General features: G+C 68.5%; 13 protein-coding genes. 3 read left to right on the plus strand and 10 right to left on the minus strand.

Annotated features, from left to right (window positions below):
• Nucleotides 1-187: 187 nt before the first annotated feature.
• On the minus strand, nucleotides 188-1462 hold the full coding sequence (locus E0H92_RS18630) for an NAD(P)/FAD-dependent oxidoreductase (protein ID WP_131462394.1): 1275 nt from the start codon (nucleotides 1460-1462) through the stop codon (nucleotides 188-190).
• A 102-nt stretch (nucleotides 1463-1564) separates the two neighbouring features.
• On the opposite strand from E0H92_RS18630, the gene E0H92_RS18635 reads away from it, so the two are divergent.
• The gene (locus E0H92_RS18635; protein WP_131462393.1) at nucleotides 1565-3103 is read left to right on the plus strand and encodes a PucR family transcriptional regulator; all 1539 of its coding nucleotides are present in this window, start codon (nucleotides 1565-1567) and stop codon (nucleotides 3101-3103) included.
• Between the two features lie 218 nt (nucleotides 3104-3321).
• On the opposite strand, the gene E0H92_RS18640 is transcribed toward E0H92_RS18635, so the two are convergent.
• Genes E0H92_RS18640 through E0H92_RS18650 form a run of 3 tightly spaced genes read right to left on the minus strand, consistent with a single transcriptional unit; the run spans nucleotide 3322 to nucleotide 5908 of the window.
• Nucleotides 3322-4338: an NAD(P)/FAD-dependent oxidoreductase gene (locus tag E0H92_RS18640; protein WP_131497074.1), complete on the minus strand. Its 1017-nt coding sequence runs from the start codon at nucleotides 4336-4338 to the stop codon at nucleotides 3322-3324.
• Nucleotides 4335-4862: an isoprenylcysteine carboxyl methyltransferase family protein gene (locus E0H92_RS18645; RefSeq protein ID WP_131497075.1), complete on the minus strand. Its 528-nt coding sequence runs from the start codon at nucleotides 4860-4862 to the stop codon at nucleotides 4335-4337. The genes E0H92_RS18640 and E0H92_RS18645 overlap by 4 nt, the downstream gene beginning before the upstream one ends.
• Complete coding sequence (locus E0H92_RS18650; protein WP_131497076.1) at nucleotides 4862-5908, minus strand: type III polyketide synthase; 1047 nt, start codon at nucleotides 5906-5908, stop codon at nucleotides 4862-4864. The genes E0H92_RS18645 and E0H92_RS18650 overlap by 1 nt, the downstream gene beginning before the upstream one ends.
• Nucleotides 5909-5926: 18 nt before the next feature.
• Here E0H92_RS18650 and E0H92_RS18655 point away from each other — a divergent pair, with 18 nt between their 5' ends.
• Nucleotides 5927-6739: a UbiA family prenyltransferase gene (locus E0H92_RS18655; protein ID WP_131462389.1), complete on the plus strand. Its 813-nt coding sequence runs from the start codon at nucleotides 5927-5929 to the stop codon at nucleotides 6737-6739.
• A 33-nt stretch (nucleotides 6740-6772) separates the two neighbouring features.
• On the opposite strand, the gene E0H92_RS18660 is transcribed toward E0H92_RS18655, so the two are convergent.
• From E0H92_RS18660 to E0H92_RS18680, 5 genes are all read right to left on the minus strand, one after another.
• Complete coding sequence (locus tag E0H92_RS18660; RefSeq protein WP_131462388.1) at nucleotides 6773-7939, minus strand: amidohydrolase family protein; 1167 nt, start codon at nucleotides 7937-7939, stop codon at nucleotides 6773-6775.
• A gap of 161 nt (nucleotides 7940-8100) precedes the next feature.
• Nucleotides 8101-8745 (minus strand): response regulator, encoded by a 645-nt coding sequence (locus E0H92_RS18665; protein ID WP_131462387.1) that lies wholly within the window; start codon nucleotides 8743-8745, stop codon nucleotides 8101-8103.
• Entirely contained in the window at nucleotides 8742-9917 is a 1176-nt protein-coding gene (locus tag E0H92_RS18670; protein ID WP_131462386.1) for a sensor histidine kinase, read from the minus strand. The genes E0H92_RS18665 and E0H92_RS18670 overlap by 4 nt, the downstream gene beginning before the upstream one ends.
• Before the next feature lie 3 nt (nucleotides 9918-9920).
• Nucleotides 9921-11954 carry an MMPL family transporter gene (locus tag E0H92_RS18675; RefSeq protein ID WP_238173483.1) on the minus strand — a complete coding sequence of 678 codons (2034 nt, stop codon included), beginning with the start codon at nucleotides 11952-11954 and terminating at the stop codon, nucleotides 9921-9923.
• A 245-nt stretch (nucleotides 11955-12199) separates the two neighbouring features.
• Complete coding sequence (locus E0H92_RS18680; RefSeq protein ID WP_131462384.1) at nucleotides 12200-13072, minus strand: LysR substrate-binding domain-containing protein; 873 nt, start codon at nucleotides 13070-13072, stop codon at nucleotides 12200-12202.
• Nucleotides 13073-13196: 124 nt separating this feature from the next.
• On the opposite strand from E0H92_RS18680, the gene E0H92_RS18685 reads away from it, so the two are divergent.
• Nucleotides 13197-14717, plus strand: a complete 1521-nt coding sequence (locus E0H92_RS18685; protein WP_131497078.1) for an MFS transporter — start codon at nucleotides 13197-13199, stop codon at nucleotides 14715-14717.
• Nucleotides 14718-14901: 184 nt separating this feature from the next.
• Here E0H92_RS18685 and E0H92_RS18690 read toward each other — a convergent pair whose 3' ends face one another.
• Nucleotides 14902-16359, minus strand: a complete 1458-nt coding sequence (locus E0H92_RS18690; RefSeq protein ID WP_238173484.1) for a lysyl oxidase family protein — start codon at nucleotides 16357-16359, stop codon at nucleotides 14902-14904.
• Between the last annotated feature and the right edge of the window lie 112 nt (nucleotides 16360-16471).

Genomic DNA, 16471 nt, shown 5'->3' on the forward strand with positions numbered 1-16471 from the left:
GAGCGGGCCCTGGGCAGGAGAAAGACGCCAGGGCCCGCTCTCAATGCTGACCGGAGCGGCGACGTGGTGGCCTGAGGATGTGCGGGCAGGTGAGGTACTGCCCGGGGAGGGTCACCGGAGGGGCTGCTCGGAGAGACGGTCAGCGAGAGGGAGGGACCACGTCGTTGGGGTCCCTCCACGCCGAAAGTCAGCGGAGCGGGTTGAAGGGACGAAGCTCGCGCGGCGTACGGCCGGTGGTGATGGTCTCCGCCAGCAGCTGGCCGGTGATGGGGCCGAGCGTGATGCCCCACATGCCGTGCCCACCGGCGGCGAACACTCGTGGCGACGCGGTGGCGCCGATGATCGGCAGGCCGTCCGGGGTGCAGGGCCGCGGCCCAACCCACTCGAAGGTCCGCGCGTCCAGGTCGGCGTCCCGCAGCAGCGGCCGGGCGGCCTCGACGATCGCGTCGATCCGGCGCGGGTCGAGCTTCGCCTCGGGCTTGCGGAACTCCATCATCCCGGCGACCCGGAGCCGGTCGCCCAGCGGCGTGCAGGCGATCCGCTGCGCCGGGAAGTACACCGGGCCGGCCGGTACGTGCGCGATCGGCACGCTGAAGCTGTACCCGCGACCCGCCTGAACCACGGTGCGAACGCCGAACTGCCGCGCCAGGTCACCCAGCCACGCACCGGTCGCCATCACGACCGCGTCGAACGGATCGGTCTCGCCGTCACCGGTGACGAGCCGGACACCGCGGATCTCGTCCACGATGTCCTTGACGACGACACCGCTGATGATCTGGCCGCCGCGGGCGATCACCGAGTCGGCCAGCAGTTGCACGTACGAACCCGGGTTGATGAACCGCTGCCCGTGCAGCCGGATCGCCGCGCCGATCTCGTCGGACAGCGACGGCTCGATCTCGCGGGCGTCGTCACCGCTGATCGCCTCGAACTCGATGCCCTGACCGGCGGCGTGGATCTGCTCGATCTCCTCGAGCAGCACCTTGCGCTCCTCGGCCGTCCGGTAGGCGGCCAGGAACGACTTGGCCTCGTAGGTCTGTGCCTCGACCCCGGCCTTGGCCAGGAAGTCGAACGCGGGCAGGGCCTGCCGGTTGATCGGGACCAGCGCGTCCATCGCGGTCTTCCAGCGTCCGGCGGTGCTGTTGCGAGCGAAGCGGGTGAGGAACTTGAGGAGCCGCGGGCTCGCGGTCGGCGGAACGTACACCGGTGAGGAGGGGCTCAGCACCGCGCGGACGCCGTACTTGAGGACCGCAGGTTCCGGGAGCGGGGTGGCGAGGCCGGGGGTCAGCCAGCCGGCGTTGCCCCAGGACGCGCCGGCGGCGACGCCCTCACGGTCGAGCACGGTCACCTCGACACCGGCCTCCTGGAGGAACCAGGCGGTGGCGAGGCCGACCATACCCGCGCCGACGACGGCGACGCGGTCGGGAACGATGTGGTTGCTACCAGCGGAACCAGCTGTGGTCATGTATCGATGGTGCGGCCGCCGCGAGCCGCTGTCATGGTGCGATCACACCATTGCCGGGACGAATGACTGTGCTCATCGCACAATAACCCGCACAATGGACGCATGATCTCCTCGTCCGACCTGATCGTCGCCGTCGGTCCGGCGCTGTTCGAGGTCGTAGTGCCCGGTAAAGGCGACCGTGAGGTTCGGGACGTCTTCCTGGCCGACCCGCAGGAGCCTGCGACCGGTCAGCCGGGCGATCTGGTGCTCGGACTCGGTCTACGCGACGCAGAGGACGCCGTCGAGCTAGTGGAGCGCTGCGCGGCCGGCAACGCCTCAGGGGTGGTTCTCCGTACGGCGCTAGCGCACAAGCCGACTGTGGTGGCTGCAGCGGAGCGGGAGGCCATGACCCTCGTGGCACTGCAGCCAAGCGTGACGTGGGCCCACGTGGTCTGGCTGCTCCGCGGAGTACTCGACCGTGCGGCCGCACCGGACTCCCCTGCCGCCGGCGACGCCGGTGTGCACCAGGAGCTGTTCGCACTGGCTGATGCGGCCGCTGCGATCGTCGACGCGCCCGTGACGATCGAGGACAACCAGTCCAGAGTCCTGGCGTACTCCTCCGGCCAGGACTTCACTGACCCGACCCGTGTGTCCACCATCGTCGGACGCCGGGTGCCGCCCGAGGTGATCGCACACTTCCGGGCACGGGGCATCTTCCGGCGGCTGGCGCGATCCAGCGAGCCGTTCCTGGTACCTGACGGACCGAACGGCATTCGCCCGCGTCTCGTCGTACCTGTCCGGGCTGGTGGTGAGTGGCTGGGTTCCATCTGGGCTGTTGTCGACGGTCCGGTGAGTGATGCGGTCACGGCGGAGCTCAGCAACGCCGCCTCCGTTCTCGCCTTGCACCTGTTGCGGCTGCGGGCTCAGGCCGACGTCGCGCGTCGCAGTGCAATCGACCGGCTGCGGACGATCCTGCGGCAGTTCTCTCCGGACAACCCGGTCGATGTACGGCTCCCGCGGCAGCCGTGGCGAGTTGTCGCACTCGGGTCACCCGACGGGTACGACGTACCGCAGCAACTCGACCTGTGGGAGTCGACCGGTCGACGGCACGGGTGGAGCGAGCCGCAGCTGGCTGACCTCGACGGGACGGTGCTGGCTGTTGTTACAGACACCGACGGACCGGGGTCCTGGACCTGGTTGCAGAAACTCGTCCTCGAGCAGTCGGCCGGTACGTACGCCGCTGCTGGTGGTCCCGCGCGCGGTCCGGCCGATCTGCCGAGCTCACGCGCCGAGGCGGTCGAGCTGCTCGGTCTGGTACGTCGAGGTGTCGCGCCTGGGCCGGCGTTGCGGGTCGAAGAGGCGTGGCATGTGCTGACGGTGCACCGGGCCGTCACGTCGCTTGATACCACCAAGATGGATGGTCCGCTCGCAGTGCTGCTGCGGCACGACATCGAGCACGACACCGGGTACGTGGAAACGTTGCAGGCCTGGCTGAACTTTCCGGGGCAGCCGCAGCGGGCGGCGCGGGAACTGCATCTACACACGAATACGTTGCGGCACCGGATGAAGCGGATCGGGGAGATCGCGGAGCTCGATCTGTCTGATCCGCGGGAGCGGTTGGCGTTGCAGTTGCAGATTGCCGCAGTACGGACCGAGCACTGAGATGTACGCCACAGTGCCATGTAACAAGGCTTCACATTCCGGCAACTGTTGGGCAACATCCGCCTGACAGAGTCTTCCTTGTCAGCAGGTCCGACTCTTCACCAGGGAGCCGGAAAGGCTGCGGGTTCGAGCTTTTCACCAGGAAGCTCGAGCCATCCGTAGGGCCCGGCGATTGTCTGAGCGATCGCCGGGCCCTGCGACGTTTGCCGGAACCTTGCCTAGGACAACCGGTTGACTATGGTGCGGTAGAGGCCCGGGAGTGCGGCCGCGGCGGGGACGATGCGCGGAGCGAGCAGCGGGCGGTTGCGGGCCCAGAGCAACGATGCGGTGAGTAGGCGGCATTCCCAGGAGACGCGGCGCCAGGCTGCCTCGTAGTCCTGGGGGCGGTTGGCGCGGACGCAGTCGACCAGTTCTGCGGAGGTTCGCAGTGCGACCGCGATGCCCTCGCCGGTCAGGGCGTCGACGTAGCCGGCGGCGTCGCCGACGAGTAGGACTCGGCCGGCAGTTCGGGCGGTCACGCGTTGGCGGAGCGGGCCGGCGCCCATCACTGGGCTGGCCGGAGCGGCGCCTTGCAGGCGGCGCTTGAGGAGCGGGAAGGCGTCGAGGTGCGAGTCGAAGGTGCCGCGCGCGGAGGTGAGCACGGCGACGCCGACGAGGTCGTCGGCTACTGGAGTCACGTAGGCCTCGCCAAGACGGGACCAGTAGACCTCGACGAGATCGGTCCAGGGCGAGACCGCGAAGTGCTGACGGAGCCCACGGCGTACCTCACCCGAGTTCCCACTTCCCAGATCCACCTGGCGGCGGATGGGTGAGTGGAGGCCGTCGGCCGCGGCCAGGTAGCGGGCGGTCAGACCGGCCGCGGTCACAGAGGTGGTGTTTTGGGTGATCGGACCCACTCGAGCGCGAACGACCGGGATATCCAGCGCTGCCAGCCGGGACATCAGCGCGGCGTGCAGCATCGTACGGCGTACTCCGAGGCCTGGTCCGGCGGTGAAATGGGCGTCGACGCTGTGCCGTCCGTCGAGGTAGCGGATTCCGTGGAACGGACGGCCCGTCAGTTCCACGCCCAGGCGGGACAGGTACGAGACCGCGCTGTGGGCGATGCCTTCCCCGCAGGCCTTGTCGATCGGCGCCGAGCGCGGCTCGACCACGACGACCGACAGTCCGGCGAGAGCAGCGCGGATCGCCGTCGCGGCACCTGCCGGCCCCGCACCGGCGACGAGGAGATCGGTCATCGGGTGAGGACGGTGCGCAACGCGGTCTCTTCCGTTCGGATCCGGACCGCCAGCAGCGGGATGTTCAGGAGCGTGAACACGAGCGCGGTGATCCACGCCGAATGCACCAGCGGCAGCGCGATCCCCTCACCCACGACAGCGACATAGTTCGGGTGCCGCAGGAAGCGATAGGGCCCGCCGGTGACCCGTCCGAGGCCCGGTACGACGATCACCCGGGTGTTCCACTGATGCCCGAGCACCGAGATGCACCACCAGCGCAGCGCCTGCATCGCCACCACCACGGCCAGCATCGTCCAGCCGAGCGCCGGCTCGAACGACCGGCCGGACACGATCGCCTCGACCACGCACCCGGCCAGCAGCCCGGTGTGCAGCACCACCATGAAGGGGTAGTGCCCCTTCCCGAACTCCACGCCCCCGCGGGCGAAACTCCACTTCGCGTTCCGCAGCGACACCGCCAGCTCGGCGACCCGTTCGAATCCGACCAGCACGACGAGTGCGACGTACCACCACAACGATTGCGTCATCACCACTCCAGGAGGACGAGCTCGGAACAGAAACCCGGGCCCATCGCGAGCAGCAGACCCATACCCGAAGGATCCAGCCTGAGCGTGTCACCGAGGACGTGCAGGACCGAGGACGACGACAGGTTGCCGACCGCATCGAGCGATTTCCACGTCAGCTCGAGCGCCCCGGGCCGCAGCGACAACGTCTCCGCGACCGCGTCCAGCACCTTCGGCCCGCCAGGATGGCTGACCCAGGTCCCGATGTCCGGCACGGTCAGGCCGAAGGACCCGAGGAAGCCCCGCACATCGCCCCCGAGATAGGTCCGCACCACCTCGGGCACGTCCGCGCCGAGCACGATCCGGAATCCGCCCGACCCGACGTCCCACCCCATCACCCGTTCCGAGTCCGGGTAGAGCCGCGAACGCGTCGCGACCACCGAAGGCCCCGACGCCGCCGGATGCTCCGACCCCGTCAGCACCACCGCCGCCGCGCCGTCCCCGAACAACGCGCCACCCACCAGGTTCGGCAACGACGAGTCGTCGCGCTGCAACGTCAGCGAACACAACTCCACCGACAGCAGGACGGCGACATGCGTGGGCCAGGCCTTCAAGTAGTCGTGCAGCCGCGCGATCCCTGCCGCTCCCCCGACACATCCCAACCCGAACAGCGGCAGCCGCTTCACGTCCTCCCGCATCCCCAGCCGCATCGCCACCCGGGCGTCGATCGACGGCGCCGCCACCCCGGTCACCGTCGTGAACATCAGTACGTCGACATCGTCGAGCGTCAGCCCCGCGTCCTTCACCGCGCCCGCGACCGCCTCGGCGCCGAGGTCCACGGCCGCCGCGATCCACGCGTCGTTCGCCGCGCCGAAGTCCTTGAGTTCGGCGTACTGCTCCAGCGGCAGCGCGAGATGCCGGTACGAGACTCCGGCGTTCGCGTGCAGCCGGCGGAGCAGCGCCGTACCGCGGCCGTCCGGGAGACAGATCGACTCGAACGCGGCGGTGAGCTCGGACTGCGGATACCGGTACGGCGGAAGCGCGGGCCGGACCGCTGCGATCCGCGTCATCGTGGCATCGTGGGGTCGGTGAGTGTGCTGCGGACCGTCAAGGGTCTGGCTCTCGCGTGCCATCCAGGCCCGACCGTCGCCGTCACCGCGCTGGTCACCGCGGTCGCGTGGTCGGCCGGGCGAAGTCCGGCCGGGTGTCTCCTCGTCGCAGCAACGATCCTCACCGGCCACCTCTCGATCGGCTGGAGCAATGACGCGATAGATGCCGCCCGCGACACCATTGTTAACCGCCGGGACAAGCCTGTGGTGCTCGGACTGGTGAGTCGCCGGAGGCTCGCGGTCGGTGCGGGCGTGATGCTGGTGGTCACCATTCCGGTCTCTCTCGCCAACGGGCTCGCGTCCGGGTTGACGCACCTGCTGTTCGTCGCCTGCGCCTGGGCGTACAACCTGGGCCTCAAGTCGACCGTGATCTCCTGGCTCCCGTACGCCGTCGCGTTCGGCGCACTGCCCTCGTTCGTGACGCTCGGCACCGCGCACGTCTGGGCCCCGTGGTGGGCAACCGCGGCGGGTGCCCTTCTGGGGATCGGTGCCCATCTGGCAAACGTCGTACCCGATCTCGCCGACGACCTGGCCACCGGCGTCCGCGGCTGGCCGCAACGCCTCGGCCGCTACGCCCGGCTGATCGCACCGCTCCCGTTGGCAACGGCAACCGGTCTCCTGGTGATCGCACCACCCGGTGCGATCGGCCTGATCGGCTGGATCGCGCTCGCCGTGGTCGCCGCGCTCCTGACCACGATCCTGCTCTGGCGCAACGCGCCCTTCCTGATCACCATCGCCATCGCCGCGGTCAGCATCGTCTCGCTGGTCCTGCGCGGCGACGCCCTCGTCTAAGCCTCGATCCACCGATTGGCTGGTGTGGGTGCGTCAGACCTTGATCCCGAACAGATTCTCGGCGTTGCGGAACGCGATCTTTTCCTTGTCCACACGCGGAAGATCGACTGCTCGGAACCAGTCGGTCCCTTCCTTGATACTTTCGATGAAGGGGTAGTCGGTTGCGAACATCACTCGATCCACACTGATGTATTTCAGCAAGAGATGGAGCAGTTCGTCCTGGAAGAATGCGCTGGTTGTGAACCAGAAGTTGTCCTGGAAGTACTGCGCGAAGGGCTTCTTGAGCGAGTTCGCCGTTGGCTCGCCCATGTCGTTGGCGATCCGCTCGTAGTAGAACGGAAGGCCTTCGCCCAGGTGGCCGACGATGATCTTCAGTGTGGGGAATCTGTCGAAAACCCCGTACGCGATCATTCGGACGCATTGGATCAGCACCTCTTGGTGCCAGCCAAGTCCGGACCCACTGAAGATGTAGTCTTGGAACTCCTTCGTGTATTCCGCCCGTGTGGTGCTGTAGTAGATCTCGAAGATCTCGTCGGCTGGGTACCCGGGATGCAGGTAGATCGGCACATCGAGAGCTTCGGCACGCGCCAGCACAGGCTCGAAATCGGGATGATCGAGGTATTTCCTGGTGATGTGTCCGTTGGTCAGTGCACCCAGGAAGCCGTCTTCGCGAACCGATCGTTCCAGTTCGTCCGCCGCTGCCTCCGGGCTCTGCAAGGGCAAGGTTGCGAAGGCCTGGAAGCGGCCCGGGTACCTGGCCATCGGCCCCTCGGCAAGCATCCGATTGAGGCGATAGGCAAAGTCGATCCCCTTTTTCCCAGGGACATTTTGCACGGACGGCGTATGCGCGGAGAGGATTTGAACATTGAGTCCCCCCTGATCCATGTCGCGGAGGCGGCGATTTCCCAGATCCGCAAGACCGATGTCCGTGAGGAACGCGATGTGATCCTTGTTGACGGAGTTCAGCTCCATCAGCTCGGGAGTCGTGAAGGTCTCTTCCGTGCCGATGAACTTCAGATCTTGGTCGCGAAGCGTGATGTCTTTCTCAGTGCGCGAGATCTGCGGGTCCTCTTTGCCGCCGTCACGGGTCGCGAATGCCGTTGCGGACACTCCGACCCCAGCGCCGAGTGCGGCCGCACCGGCGACAAACCCGCGGCGCCCAAGCAACCGTCGCGGTGAGCCTTGCTCGATCGGTTCCATCCTGTCTGCGCTCCTTTGTCGGGCTGTGTAGCAGGCCCCCGAGTTCGCTGTGCAGATCACGCTCGCAGGTCCGCCGGCCCGAATCGTCCGCCCACGGAAGACACCTCCCCGTACTCCGCACGGAGTACGGGGTCGGAGGGCGGGTCAACGGTTGCGTTGCGTCAGGTGAGTCCGGCTTCGTACGCGGCGATGACGAGATGGACCCGGTCGCGGGCGCCTAGCTTCGCGAGGATGCGGGCCACGTGAGTCTTGGCGGTCAGCGGGCTGACGACCAGCTCGTCCGCGATCTCCTGGTTGCTCCGGCCCACGGCGATGAGCCGGAGCACCTCGCGTTCGCGCGCGGTCAGGCCGGCCAGCCGCTCGGGCGCAGGCACGTCGGGACGACTCAAGGCACGGGTGATGACCGCCTTGGTCGCGGCGGGTGACAGCAGCGACTCTCCCGCGGCGACGGTGCGGATGGCGTCCAGCAGGGCGTCCGGGCGGGTGTCCTTGGGCAGGAATCCGCAGGCCCCCGCGCGAAGGCCGCGCAGTACGTTGGTGTCTGTCTCGAAGGTGGTCAGGATGAGGACCCTGCTGCCGCTCGATGCACCGTCAGCGACGATCTGCCGAGTCGCTTCGATGCCGTCGGTGCTCGGCATCCTGATGTCCATCAAGACGACGTCGGGGCGCAGGTCGCGGGTCAGCGTCACCGCCTCGTCGCCGGTGCCGGCCTCCGCGACGACCTCCATGTCGTCAGCGGAGTTGACCAGCAGTGCGAACGCGCCACGCACCAGGGCCTGGTCGTCGGCGAGCAGGACCCGGATCACGTGGGAACCCGCCAGGTCTCCGGCAGCGGCAGGCTGGCCCGCACCTCGAATCCTCCGGACTCGCCCGGGCCGGCGGACAGCTCGCCGCCGACGGCCCGTGCTCGGCCTGTCATCCCGGCGATGCCGAACCCGGCCGGTGTCACCATTGAGCTCGGTTGTGCGGGCCCGTGATCGACGACCGTGATCTGCAGTCGGTGGCCATCCTGGTCGAGTCGGACGGTCGCATGCCCGGCCGTCGAGTGTCGAATGACATTGGTGAGTGACTCCTGGATGATCCGGTAGGCCGCGACGGACACCATCGAAGGTAGCTGGTCCGGCAGCCCGGCGGCCTCCAGGTCGATCCGGACATCGGCGGCCTCGGCCATCTCGACCAGGCGCTGCAGCTCGCCGAGGTGGGGCGCCGGCTCGGTTGGCTCGGTCTCGCCCCCATGCAAGACGTCCAGAACGGCGCGCAGCTCATGGAGCGTGGCCCGGCTCGTGTCCGACAGGTCGTGCAGCGTGCTGGACAGCTCCTGCAGCGACGTCTCCCCGCGATCCGGCAGCTGGTCGATCAGGTGCGCGGCGACGGACGCCTGGACGTTCGCGACGGCGAGGCCGTGCGCCAGGACGTCGTGCAGCTCGGCAGCGATCAGGACCCGCTCCTCGGCGACCCGTCGCTCGACCTCGTCGGCACGCTCCCGCTCCAGCCGCGCGGCGACGACAGCTTTCCAGTTTCCACGGAAGCGAACCGCCAGCCCGGCGAAGAAGGCCATGAAGAGCCAGCCGACGCCGAGGAGAGCATCGCTCAGTGCCCCTGACGTCTGGTCGGCAAGAACAGGCACGGTCACCGCGGCCACCGCTACCAGGGCGGCGACGGGCCGCCGCTGCGGCTCGCTGTAGCGTGCCGCAGCGAACGCCGCCACGAGTGAGGCCGGCATCGTGGCTTCGTGAGGGTAGTCGAGGATGTGGTAGGGCGTCGACACGGCGAGGACCGCGAGGACGACGAGGATCGGCCGGCGCCGGCGGGCAAGCAACGGCACCGCCATCGCGCCCAGCAGCGCGACCGCCCACACATCCACCCTGCGCTCGCCCTCGAAGTCGACCGCCTCGAGCATGATCGCCGCGGCGACGCCGAGCACGAACGACCCCGCCGCCAGCAGCCGGTCGGTTACTGGCGGGCGGAGCGTCGTCATCGTTCACACGGGTTCATCGACCCGGTCCTCTCTCGTGCGCGAGAGCTTGCTTGGCCACCACATCCGCGAGCCTAGCGACATCGTCAGCGCAGGAACCACGATGGAGCGCACCAGCAAGGTGTCGATGAGCACACCGACGGCAACCAGGATCCCGATCTCGATGAGCATGACGAGCGGCAGCGAGGCGAGCACCGCGAACGTGGCCGCCAGCACGACGCCGGCCGAGGTGATCACGCCGCCTGTCACCGCGAGGCCGCGTTTGGTGCCCTTGACGGTCCCGTGCCGGACGGCTTCCTCACGGACCCGGCTCATCAAGAAGATGTTGTAGTCGACACCGAGCGCGACCAGGAAGAGGAACCCGATCAGGGGCACCGACGACTCCCAGCCGGCGAACCCGAGCACCCGGTCGAACAACAGGTTGCACAGTCCAAGGGCACCGAAGAACGACACCACGACGGTTGCCACCAGCACCAACGGAGCCACGACCGCCCGCAGCAGCAGCCCCAGAATCACGAGCACTACCAGCAGGATCAACGGCATCACCCGATTGCGGTCGCTCTTGTTCGTCTCGTCCGTATCCAGCAGCTCGGCACTCGGCCCGCCGACCAGCGCGGCGTCACCGGCCACCTTCTGAGCGGTGTCCCGCAGCCGCTTGATCGTGGCCGTCTCGCCCGCGCTCTCCGGCGAGTCGACCGGGATCGCCGAGATCTCCACCCAGTCGTCGCCGGCCCGACCGATCTCGGCGCCGGCAACTCCGGACGTGTTCCGGACGGCCGTCAGGACCTCACTGCTCTTGTCCGGCCGGCTCATCACCGTGACCGGCTGACCTCCTTGACCGGGGAAGCGCTCGTCGATCAGCTTCGCACCGGTCACCGAGTCCGGCGTGGAACGGGCGAACTGGTCCAATTGCGGAAGCGAGCCGCTCGCACCCACCAAGCCCAGCGCAAGAGCGCCCAGGATCACCATCGGCGCGGCCCAACCGACCAGACGTCGACGGTCGACCAGCTCGCCGAGCCTGGCCCAACGCGATCCAGACCCGCGTACCTCAGCCCCGAGTCGCGGCACGAACGGCCAGAAGACCCTGCGCCCGAGCACCACCAGCAAGGCCGGGAAGAACGTCAGCATGACCAGCAACGAGGCCGTGATGCCCGCTGCACCCACCGGGCCGAGACCGCTGGTGCTGTTGAGATCCGCGACCAACAGGCACAACAGACCTGCTGTTACCGTCCCCGCCGAAGCGGCGATGGCCGGGCCGGCCCCACGCAGCGCCGCCATCATCGCGTCGATCGGGCGCTCGTGGTGGTACAGCTCCTCGCGGTAGCGAGACACCAGTAGCAACGCATAGTCGGTGCCTGCGCCGAAGACCAGCACGATCAGCAGCGCCGAGCTCATGCTCGTGATCGTGAAGTCGAAGACCTGAGTGAGCGCATACACGGCACCCATCGACGTGACCGCCGCGACCCCGACCGAGACGAGTGGTACCAGCCACAGCAGTGGACTGCGGTAGGTCAGGATCAGCAGGAGCGCCACCACCACCGCCGTGGCGAGCAGCAACCTCGCGTCCACGGCATCGAAGACCTCGTCCATATCGGCCCCGATCGCTGACGGACCGGTGACATAGACGTTCAGACCGTCCGGCCGGTCGGCGAGCAGGGCGCGAGCATCCGCAACCGAGACGGCCTCGGCCTCATCGGTGACCCACTTGCGGTCCAGCGGTAGCCCGAGCATCAGCGCCGTGCCGTGGTTGGATTCGACGATCTCCGGAGGTGCGTCAGTGTGGTTGCCGAATCGCTTCGCCAGCTCGGTGTAGCCGCCTACGGCCGCCTCCCGATCACCTGGCTGGATGCCGGCGGCTCGTTCATACACGACCACGAGCAGGCCATCACTACCGTCGGGCAGGCCGGCCTCGGCCAGGAGCACCTTGGTCGATTGAGCGCTGGCCGGCAGATAGTCGGCCTGGTTGTCGCGCGTCACCGAGTCGAGCTTGCCGGCCAGTGACAGGCCGCCCACCACCAGCCCGATCCACACAGCCAGCATGAGCCACGGCAGCGCGGTCCTACCCCTCCGCGGCCACTTGGGCCGTGATCTCTTTGGTCCGGTATCGAATCTTGTGGGGCCAGGTGCCCGTAGCTCAGTCGTCATGGTGATCAGGCTCCCAATTCAGCGGGGCTGACTCGTCCGGCCACGGCAGACACTTTCCCGTACTCCCTGCGGAGTACGACGGACGGCTGGGGCAGGCGGCTAGGGCGTGTTTTCGCGGTGATTCTCTCCACCGCCCTTGGCTATGCGGCGTCCGGCTTGAGCGGCGCGTTGCTGCCGAGGATCGCGGCTGTCAACGCCTCGGCCGGCTCCTTCGCGGCGCGCGGGTTGGTGATCAGGACGAGGTCGATGGAGGGGAGTTCGGGCAGGCCGGCGCTCGGCGGGGGCTCGACCAGGTCGGCGGGCATCAGGGAGCGGGCGAAGATCGCGATCCCGAGGCCTGCCCGGACAGCGGCGAGTACGCCGTTGACGCCGCGGACGATGCACGTGATCCGGCAGGTGCGACCGGCCTGCTCAAGCGTCTGCACGCCGAGCGACCGGCTCAGCGACGGCGCCTGGTACGTGACGAGCGGGACCGGTACGTCGGGTGCGATCCGGGTCCCGGCGATCCCGGCCCAGACCATCGGGTCCCGCCGTACCAGCCGGCCGTTCGGCTCGTAACCGCCGCCGGCGCCGTGCTTCACGTAGGCCAGGTCCAGGTGGCCGGACTCGACCCGGCGGAGCAGGTTCGGGCTCTGGGCAACGGTCAGCTCCAGGTCGATCCGCGGGTACAGCTGACGGAAGTCGCGCAGGATCCTCGGCAGCGGCGTGAGCGCCAGGTCGTCGGTGACACCGAACCGCAGCCGGCCGCGCAGCTCCGAGCCGGTGAAGTACCCGGCGGCCTCCTCGTGCGCGGCCAGGATGGTCCGGGCGAAACCGGCCATCGCCTCGCCGTCCGCGGTCAGCGTGACAGTGCGGGTGTCACGGACGAACAGCGGCCGCCCCACCGCCGTCTCGAGTTTGCGCACGTGCTGGCTCACCGTCGGCTGCCGGATCCCCAGTCGCTCGGCCGCCTGGGTGAAGCTGAGCGACTGCGCGACCGCGAGGAACGTCCGGAGCTGGTCCGGGTCGTACATCGATGCACCTCCCATTACGTGACGCAATAAGACTAATAGGAGTAATTCGCTGTCGAGATTCAGTACCAAACCGTGAGGATGGAGGTGTCCTCCCCTGACCAGACCTCTCGCGTAGGGATCGCTCTTGAACACCCGGGCCACCGGTACTGTCCCGTCCACCGACTTCCATCTCCACCGCCCCACCGATTCGACCAAGCTCCGGGACCAGCGCCCGGGCTTCAAGGACACCTTCAGCGCACTGCGGGTCCGCAACTTCCGCCTCCTGGTCAGCGGACTGCTGGTCAGCTCGACCGGCGGCTGGATCCAGCGCATCGCCCAGGACTGGCTGGTGCTCACGCTCACCGGCAGCGCCACCGCGGTCGGCATCACGACCGCGCTGCAGTTCCTCCCCACCCTCGTGCTCGGTCTGTTCGGCGGCGTGATCGCGGACCGGTTCCCGAAGCGGAAGATCCTGCTGGTCACCCAGATCACGATGGGCACCTGTGCCGGCGTCCTCGCGCTGACCGCCTTCACCGGTCATGTCCAGGTCTGGCACGTCTACACGATGGCCTTCGTCCTCGGTCTCGCGACCGCGGTCGACAACCCGACCCGGCAGTCGTTCGTCACCGAACTCGTCCCCCGGGACACGGTCCGGAACGCGATCAGCATGGTGTCGTCGACGTTCCAGCTCGGCAGCCTGATCGGCCCCGCGCTCGGCGGTGTGCTGCTCGGCACCATCGGCGCCGGCTGGGCGTTCGCGCTCAACGGGCTGACGTTCTTCGCGTCGATCAGCGCGCTGCTGCGGATGCGCGAGAGCGAGATGCCGGGGTTCCACGCCGCCCGCAAGGCGAGTGCCGGGATGCGGATCAGGGACGGGCTGCGCGACGGCGTACGGTACGCGTTCCACGAGCCGGCCGTCCGCTGGGCGATCGCGCTGGTCGGGATCTACGGGATGTTCTGCATCAGCCTGCCGGTGACGCTGACCGCGTTCGCCGACCGGGTCTTCCACACCGGCGCCTCGGGGTACGGCGTACTGAACTCGGTGGTCGCGTTCGGTGCCCTGGCGGGCGCACTGCTCTCGGCCCGCCGCGTCCGGCCGACCCGCCTGCGGAACCTGATCGGTATCGCGTGCCTGCTCACGATCACCGAGGTACTGGCCGCGATCCAGCCGTCGCTGTGGACGTTCATCCCGGTGCTGGCGTCGATGGGGATGGCGACGCTGATGTTCCTGACCGCGGCCCAGTCGATGGTCCAGCTGACCACGCCGGACGGCCTGCGCGGGCGGGTGTCCGGGATCTACAACCTGGTCTTCATCGGGGGCGGCGCGATCGGCGGGCCGCTGGTCGGGTTCCTGGCCCAGCACTTCGGCGCCCGCTCGGCGCTGATGATCGCGGGCCTGGTCCCGGCGGTGGCGACGGTCGCGATCGGCCTCCGGCTGCGGCGCGACGGCCGGCTCCGGCTGGTCCTCGTCCGGACCCGCTCCCCGTGGCACCAGGTCCCGCTCCGCCTGAACCTGCAGCAGACCGAGATCCAGTTGTCGGCCCCGAAGAGCGCCCCGCTGCCGAGCCGCACGTCCCGCCCGTTCGTCCTCGGCCGCCGTCAGCACGCGCGGATGGATTCACACCTGCGCCCGATGCGGACGAAGCGCCGCCCGCAGCACCACTGAGCTCCTGGGGCGGGACCGCGCTGCCTTCCAGTCCCGCCCCAGGCAACTTTGAGCATCCACCAACCATTTCCCACCACGAAATCTGGTTGGTGGGTGCTCAAAGTTGGTCTGAAAAGGCTCGCGCCCCCGGCTGGATCGTGGCCGGGGGCGCGAGGGTGCCGGCGGGCGGGCCGGCGTGGCGGCATCAGGGAGCGTTGATGACGCCGACCGGGGGCACCTTGACGGTGCGGTGGTGCTTGGTACCTCCGAGGATCACCTTGCGGAGCGCGACGTTGTTCTTCGTGCTGGACTCGAACAGCCGGTTCTCCGGGTTGGCCGTCACCTGGACGTAGTAGGTGCCGTTCGCCAGGTTCGTGATGTCGAAGGACTGGCCCGGCAGCGTCTGCTCGTACGTGTCGCCGGAGCCGACGTCCAGGACCTCACGGACGGAGAGCGAGCCGTGGTCGCCGCACGCCGTGTGCAGGTCGGTGTTGTCCGGGTGCCAGTTCGCGTTCTTCACCGTGTAGTCGATCGAGTCCGTCGCGGCCAGGCAGAACGCCTCCTTCTGGCTGCGCACCACCTCGGTCTGCTTGGCGTTCAGCAGGCTGTAGCGGGCGAAGTCGGTGAAGTGCCAGTGGTTGTGGCCGTCCCGGCCGTCCCACTCCAGCGTCCCGGTGTTCTGGTACCCGACCTGCTTGCCCTGCGCGTTGTAGAAGTACTGGTAGGCGTCCATCAGGTCCTTGCCCTGCCGCCGGAACCCGTCCAGCACCAGCGGCGACGGGCCCGCGTTCCACACGGTCGCCGAGAACTGCAGGAAGTCCTTGCTCGCGTCCGGTGTACCTTCTTCGCCCGGCGCGGCCACGATCCCCCAGGCCGGCACCGGCCGCAGGTCCGGCTTCGGGCCCTTCGGCACACTCGCCTTACCGGTCGGACGCGCCGCGTTCGGCGTCGGCGCTGCTGAATGCGCGCTCACCTTCTGAGCTCGTGATGCGTCGGACTTCCGCACCGTGACGTTCAGCTTCACCGACGAGTCCTTCGCCGGGATCCTGAAGAAGTCCCGGTACGCCTTGTTCACGGTGACCGTCGCCTTGTACTTGCCGACGGCGAGCTGCACCGGAGCCGGGTCGCCGAACGTTCGCGCGGACCACCCGGTCTGCAGCCCCCACACCGCGCCCTGCGTAAACGGGTTCGCCGTACAGCCGTCCGGGTACGGCGAGGTTGCCGGGGCATCCGGCCGGGTCCGCGATCCGTCGCCGTTCAGGCAGATCGTCTGGTCCTTCTCGAGTACCTTCTTGCCCGCGGCATCGGTCAGCGTGACGTGCAGGAACTTCCCCAGTCCGGAGAAGTCCGTGACCAGCCCCTTCGGCAACTGGCGGACCGGCTTGCCGTGCACGTACTGCGTCGCGACCACCGGCGAGCTGTACGACGCCCTCGTCGCGCGGACCTCGACGGGCGCGTTACCGGCCACCACATGGGTGCCGAGGTCCAGGTCGACGCCGTAGCCGTCGACGTTCTCCAGCGTCACATCAGTGCCTCCGGCAACCAACTTCACGGATGCCGGCGACGCCGATGACGCCGCCGACGCACCGGCGGCCGCGAGTGCGACCAGACCGGCCGCCCCGGCCGCGGCGACCGCCGTCCGGCCGAGTTTCCTTGTGTTCACGATGACGGAACCCCCTCCTGCCTCGGCCGGCGTCCTCACGAGCCGGCCCGTTGCTGGTACGACGACCCGGGCGCGGAGCGAAGTTGATCAAGGTTCCATGGCAGTCCTGTCA

It is taken from the genome of Kribbella speibonae, from assembly GCF_004331375.1.
GTDB lineage: Bacteria > Actinomycetota > Actinomycetes > Propionibacteriales > Kribbellaceae > Kribbella > Kribbella sindirgiensis.

What these genes read in the sequence shown, in the direction of transcription:
- E0H92_RS18630 (WP_131462394.1), bottom strand. Translation starts at nt 1,462, where the DNA reads ATGACCACAGCTGGTTCCGCTGGTAGCAACCACATCGTTCCCGACCGC.
- E0H92_RS18635 (WP_131462393.1), top strand. Translation starts at nt 1,565, where the DNA reads ATGATCTCCTCGTCCGACCTGATCGTCGCCGTCGGTCCGGCGCTGTTC.
- E0H92_RS18640 (WP_131497074.1), bottom strand. Translation starts at nt 4,338, where the DNA reads ATGACCGATCTCCTCGTCGCCGGTGCGGGGCCGGCAGGTGCCGCGACG.
- E0H92_RS18645 (WP_131497075.1), bottom strand. Translation starts at nt 4,862, where the DNA reads ATGACGCAATCGTTGTGGTGGTACGTCGCACTCGTCGTGCTGGTCGGA.
- E0H92_RS18650 (WP_131497076.1), bottom strand. Translation starts at nt 5,908, where the DNA reads ATGACGCGGATCGCAGCGGTCCGGCCCGCGCTTCCGCCGTACCGGTAT.
- E0H92_RS18660 (WP_131462388.1), bottom strand. Translation starts at nt 7,939, where the DNA reads ATGGAACCGATCGAGCAAGGCTCACCGCGACGGTTGCTTGGGCGCCGC.
- E0H92_RS18670 (WP_131462386.1), bottom strand. Translation starts at nt 9,917, where the DNA reads ATGACGACGCTCCGCCCGCCAGTAACCGACCGGCTGCTGGCGGCGGGG.
- E0H92_RS18675 (WP_238173483.1), bottom strand. Translation starts at nt 11,954, where the DNA reads ATGCTGGCTGTGTGGATCGGGCTGGTGGTGGGCGGCCTGTCACTGGCC.
- E0H92_RS18680 (WP_131462384.1), bottom strand. Translation starts at nt 13,072, where the DNA reads ATGTACGACCCGGACCAGCTCCGGACGTTCCTCGCGGTCGCGCAGTCG.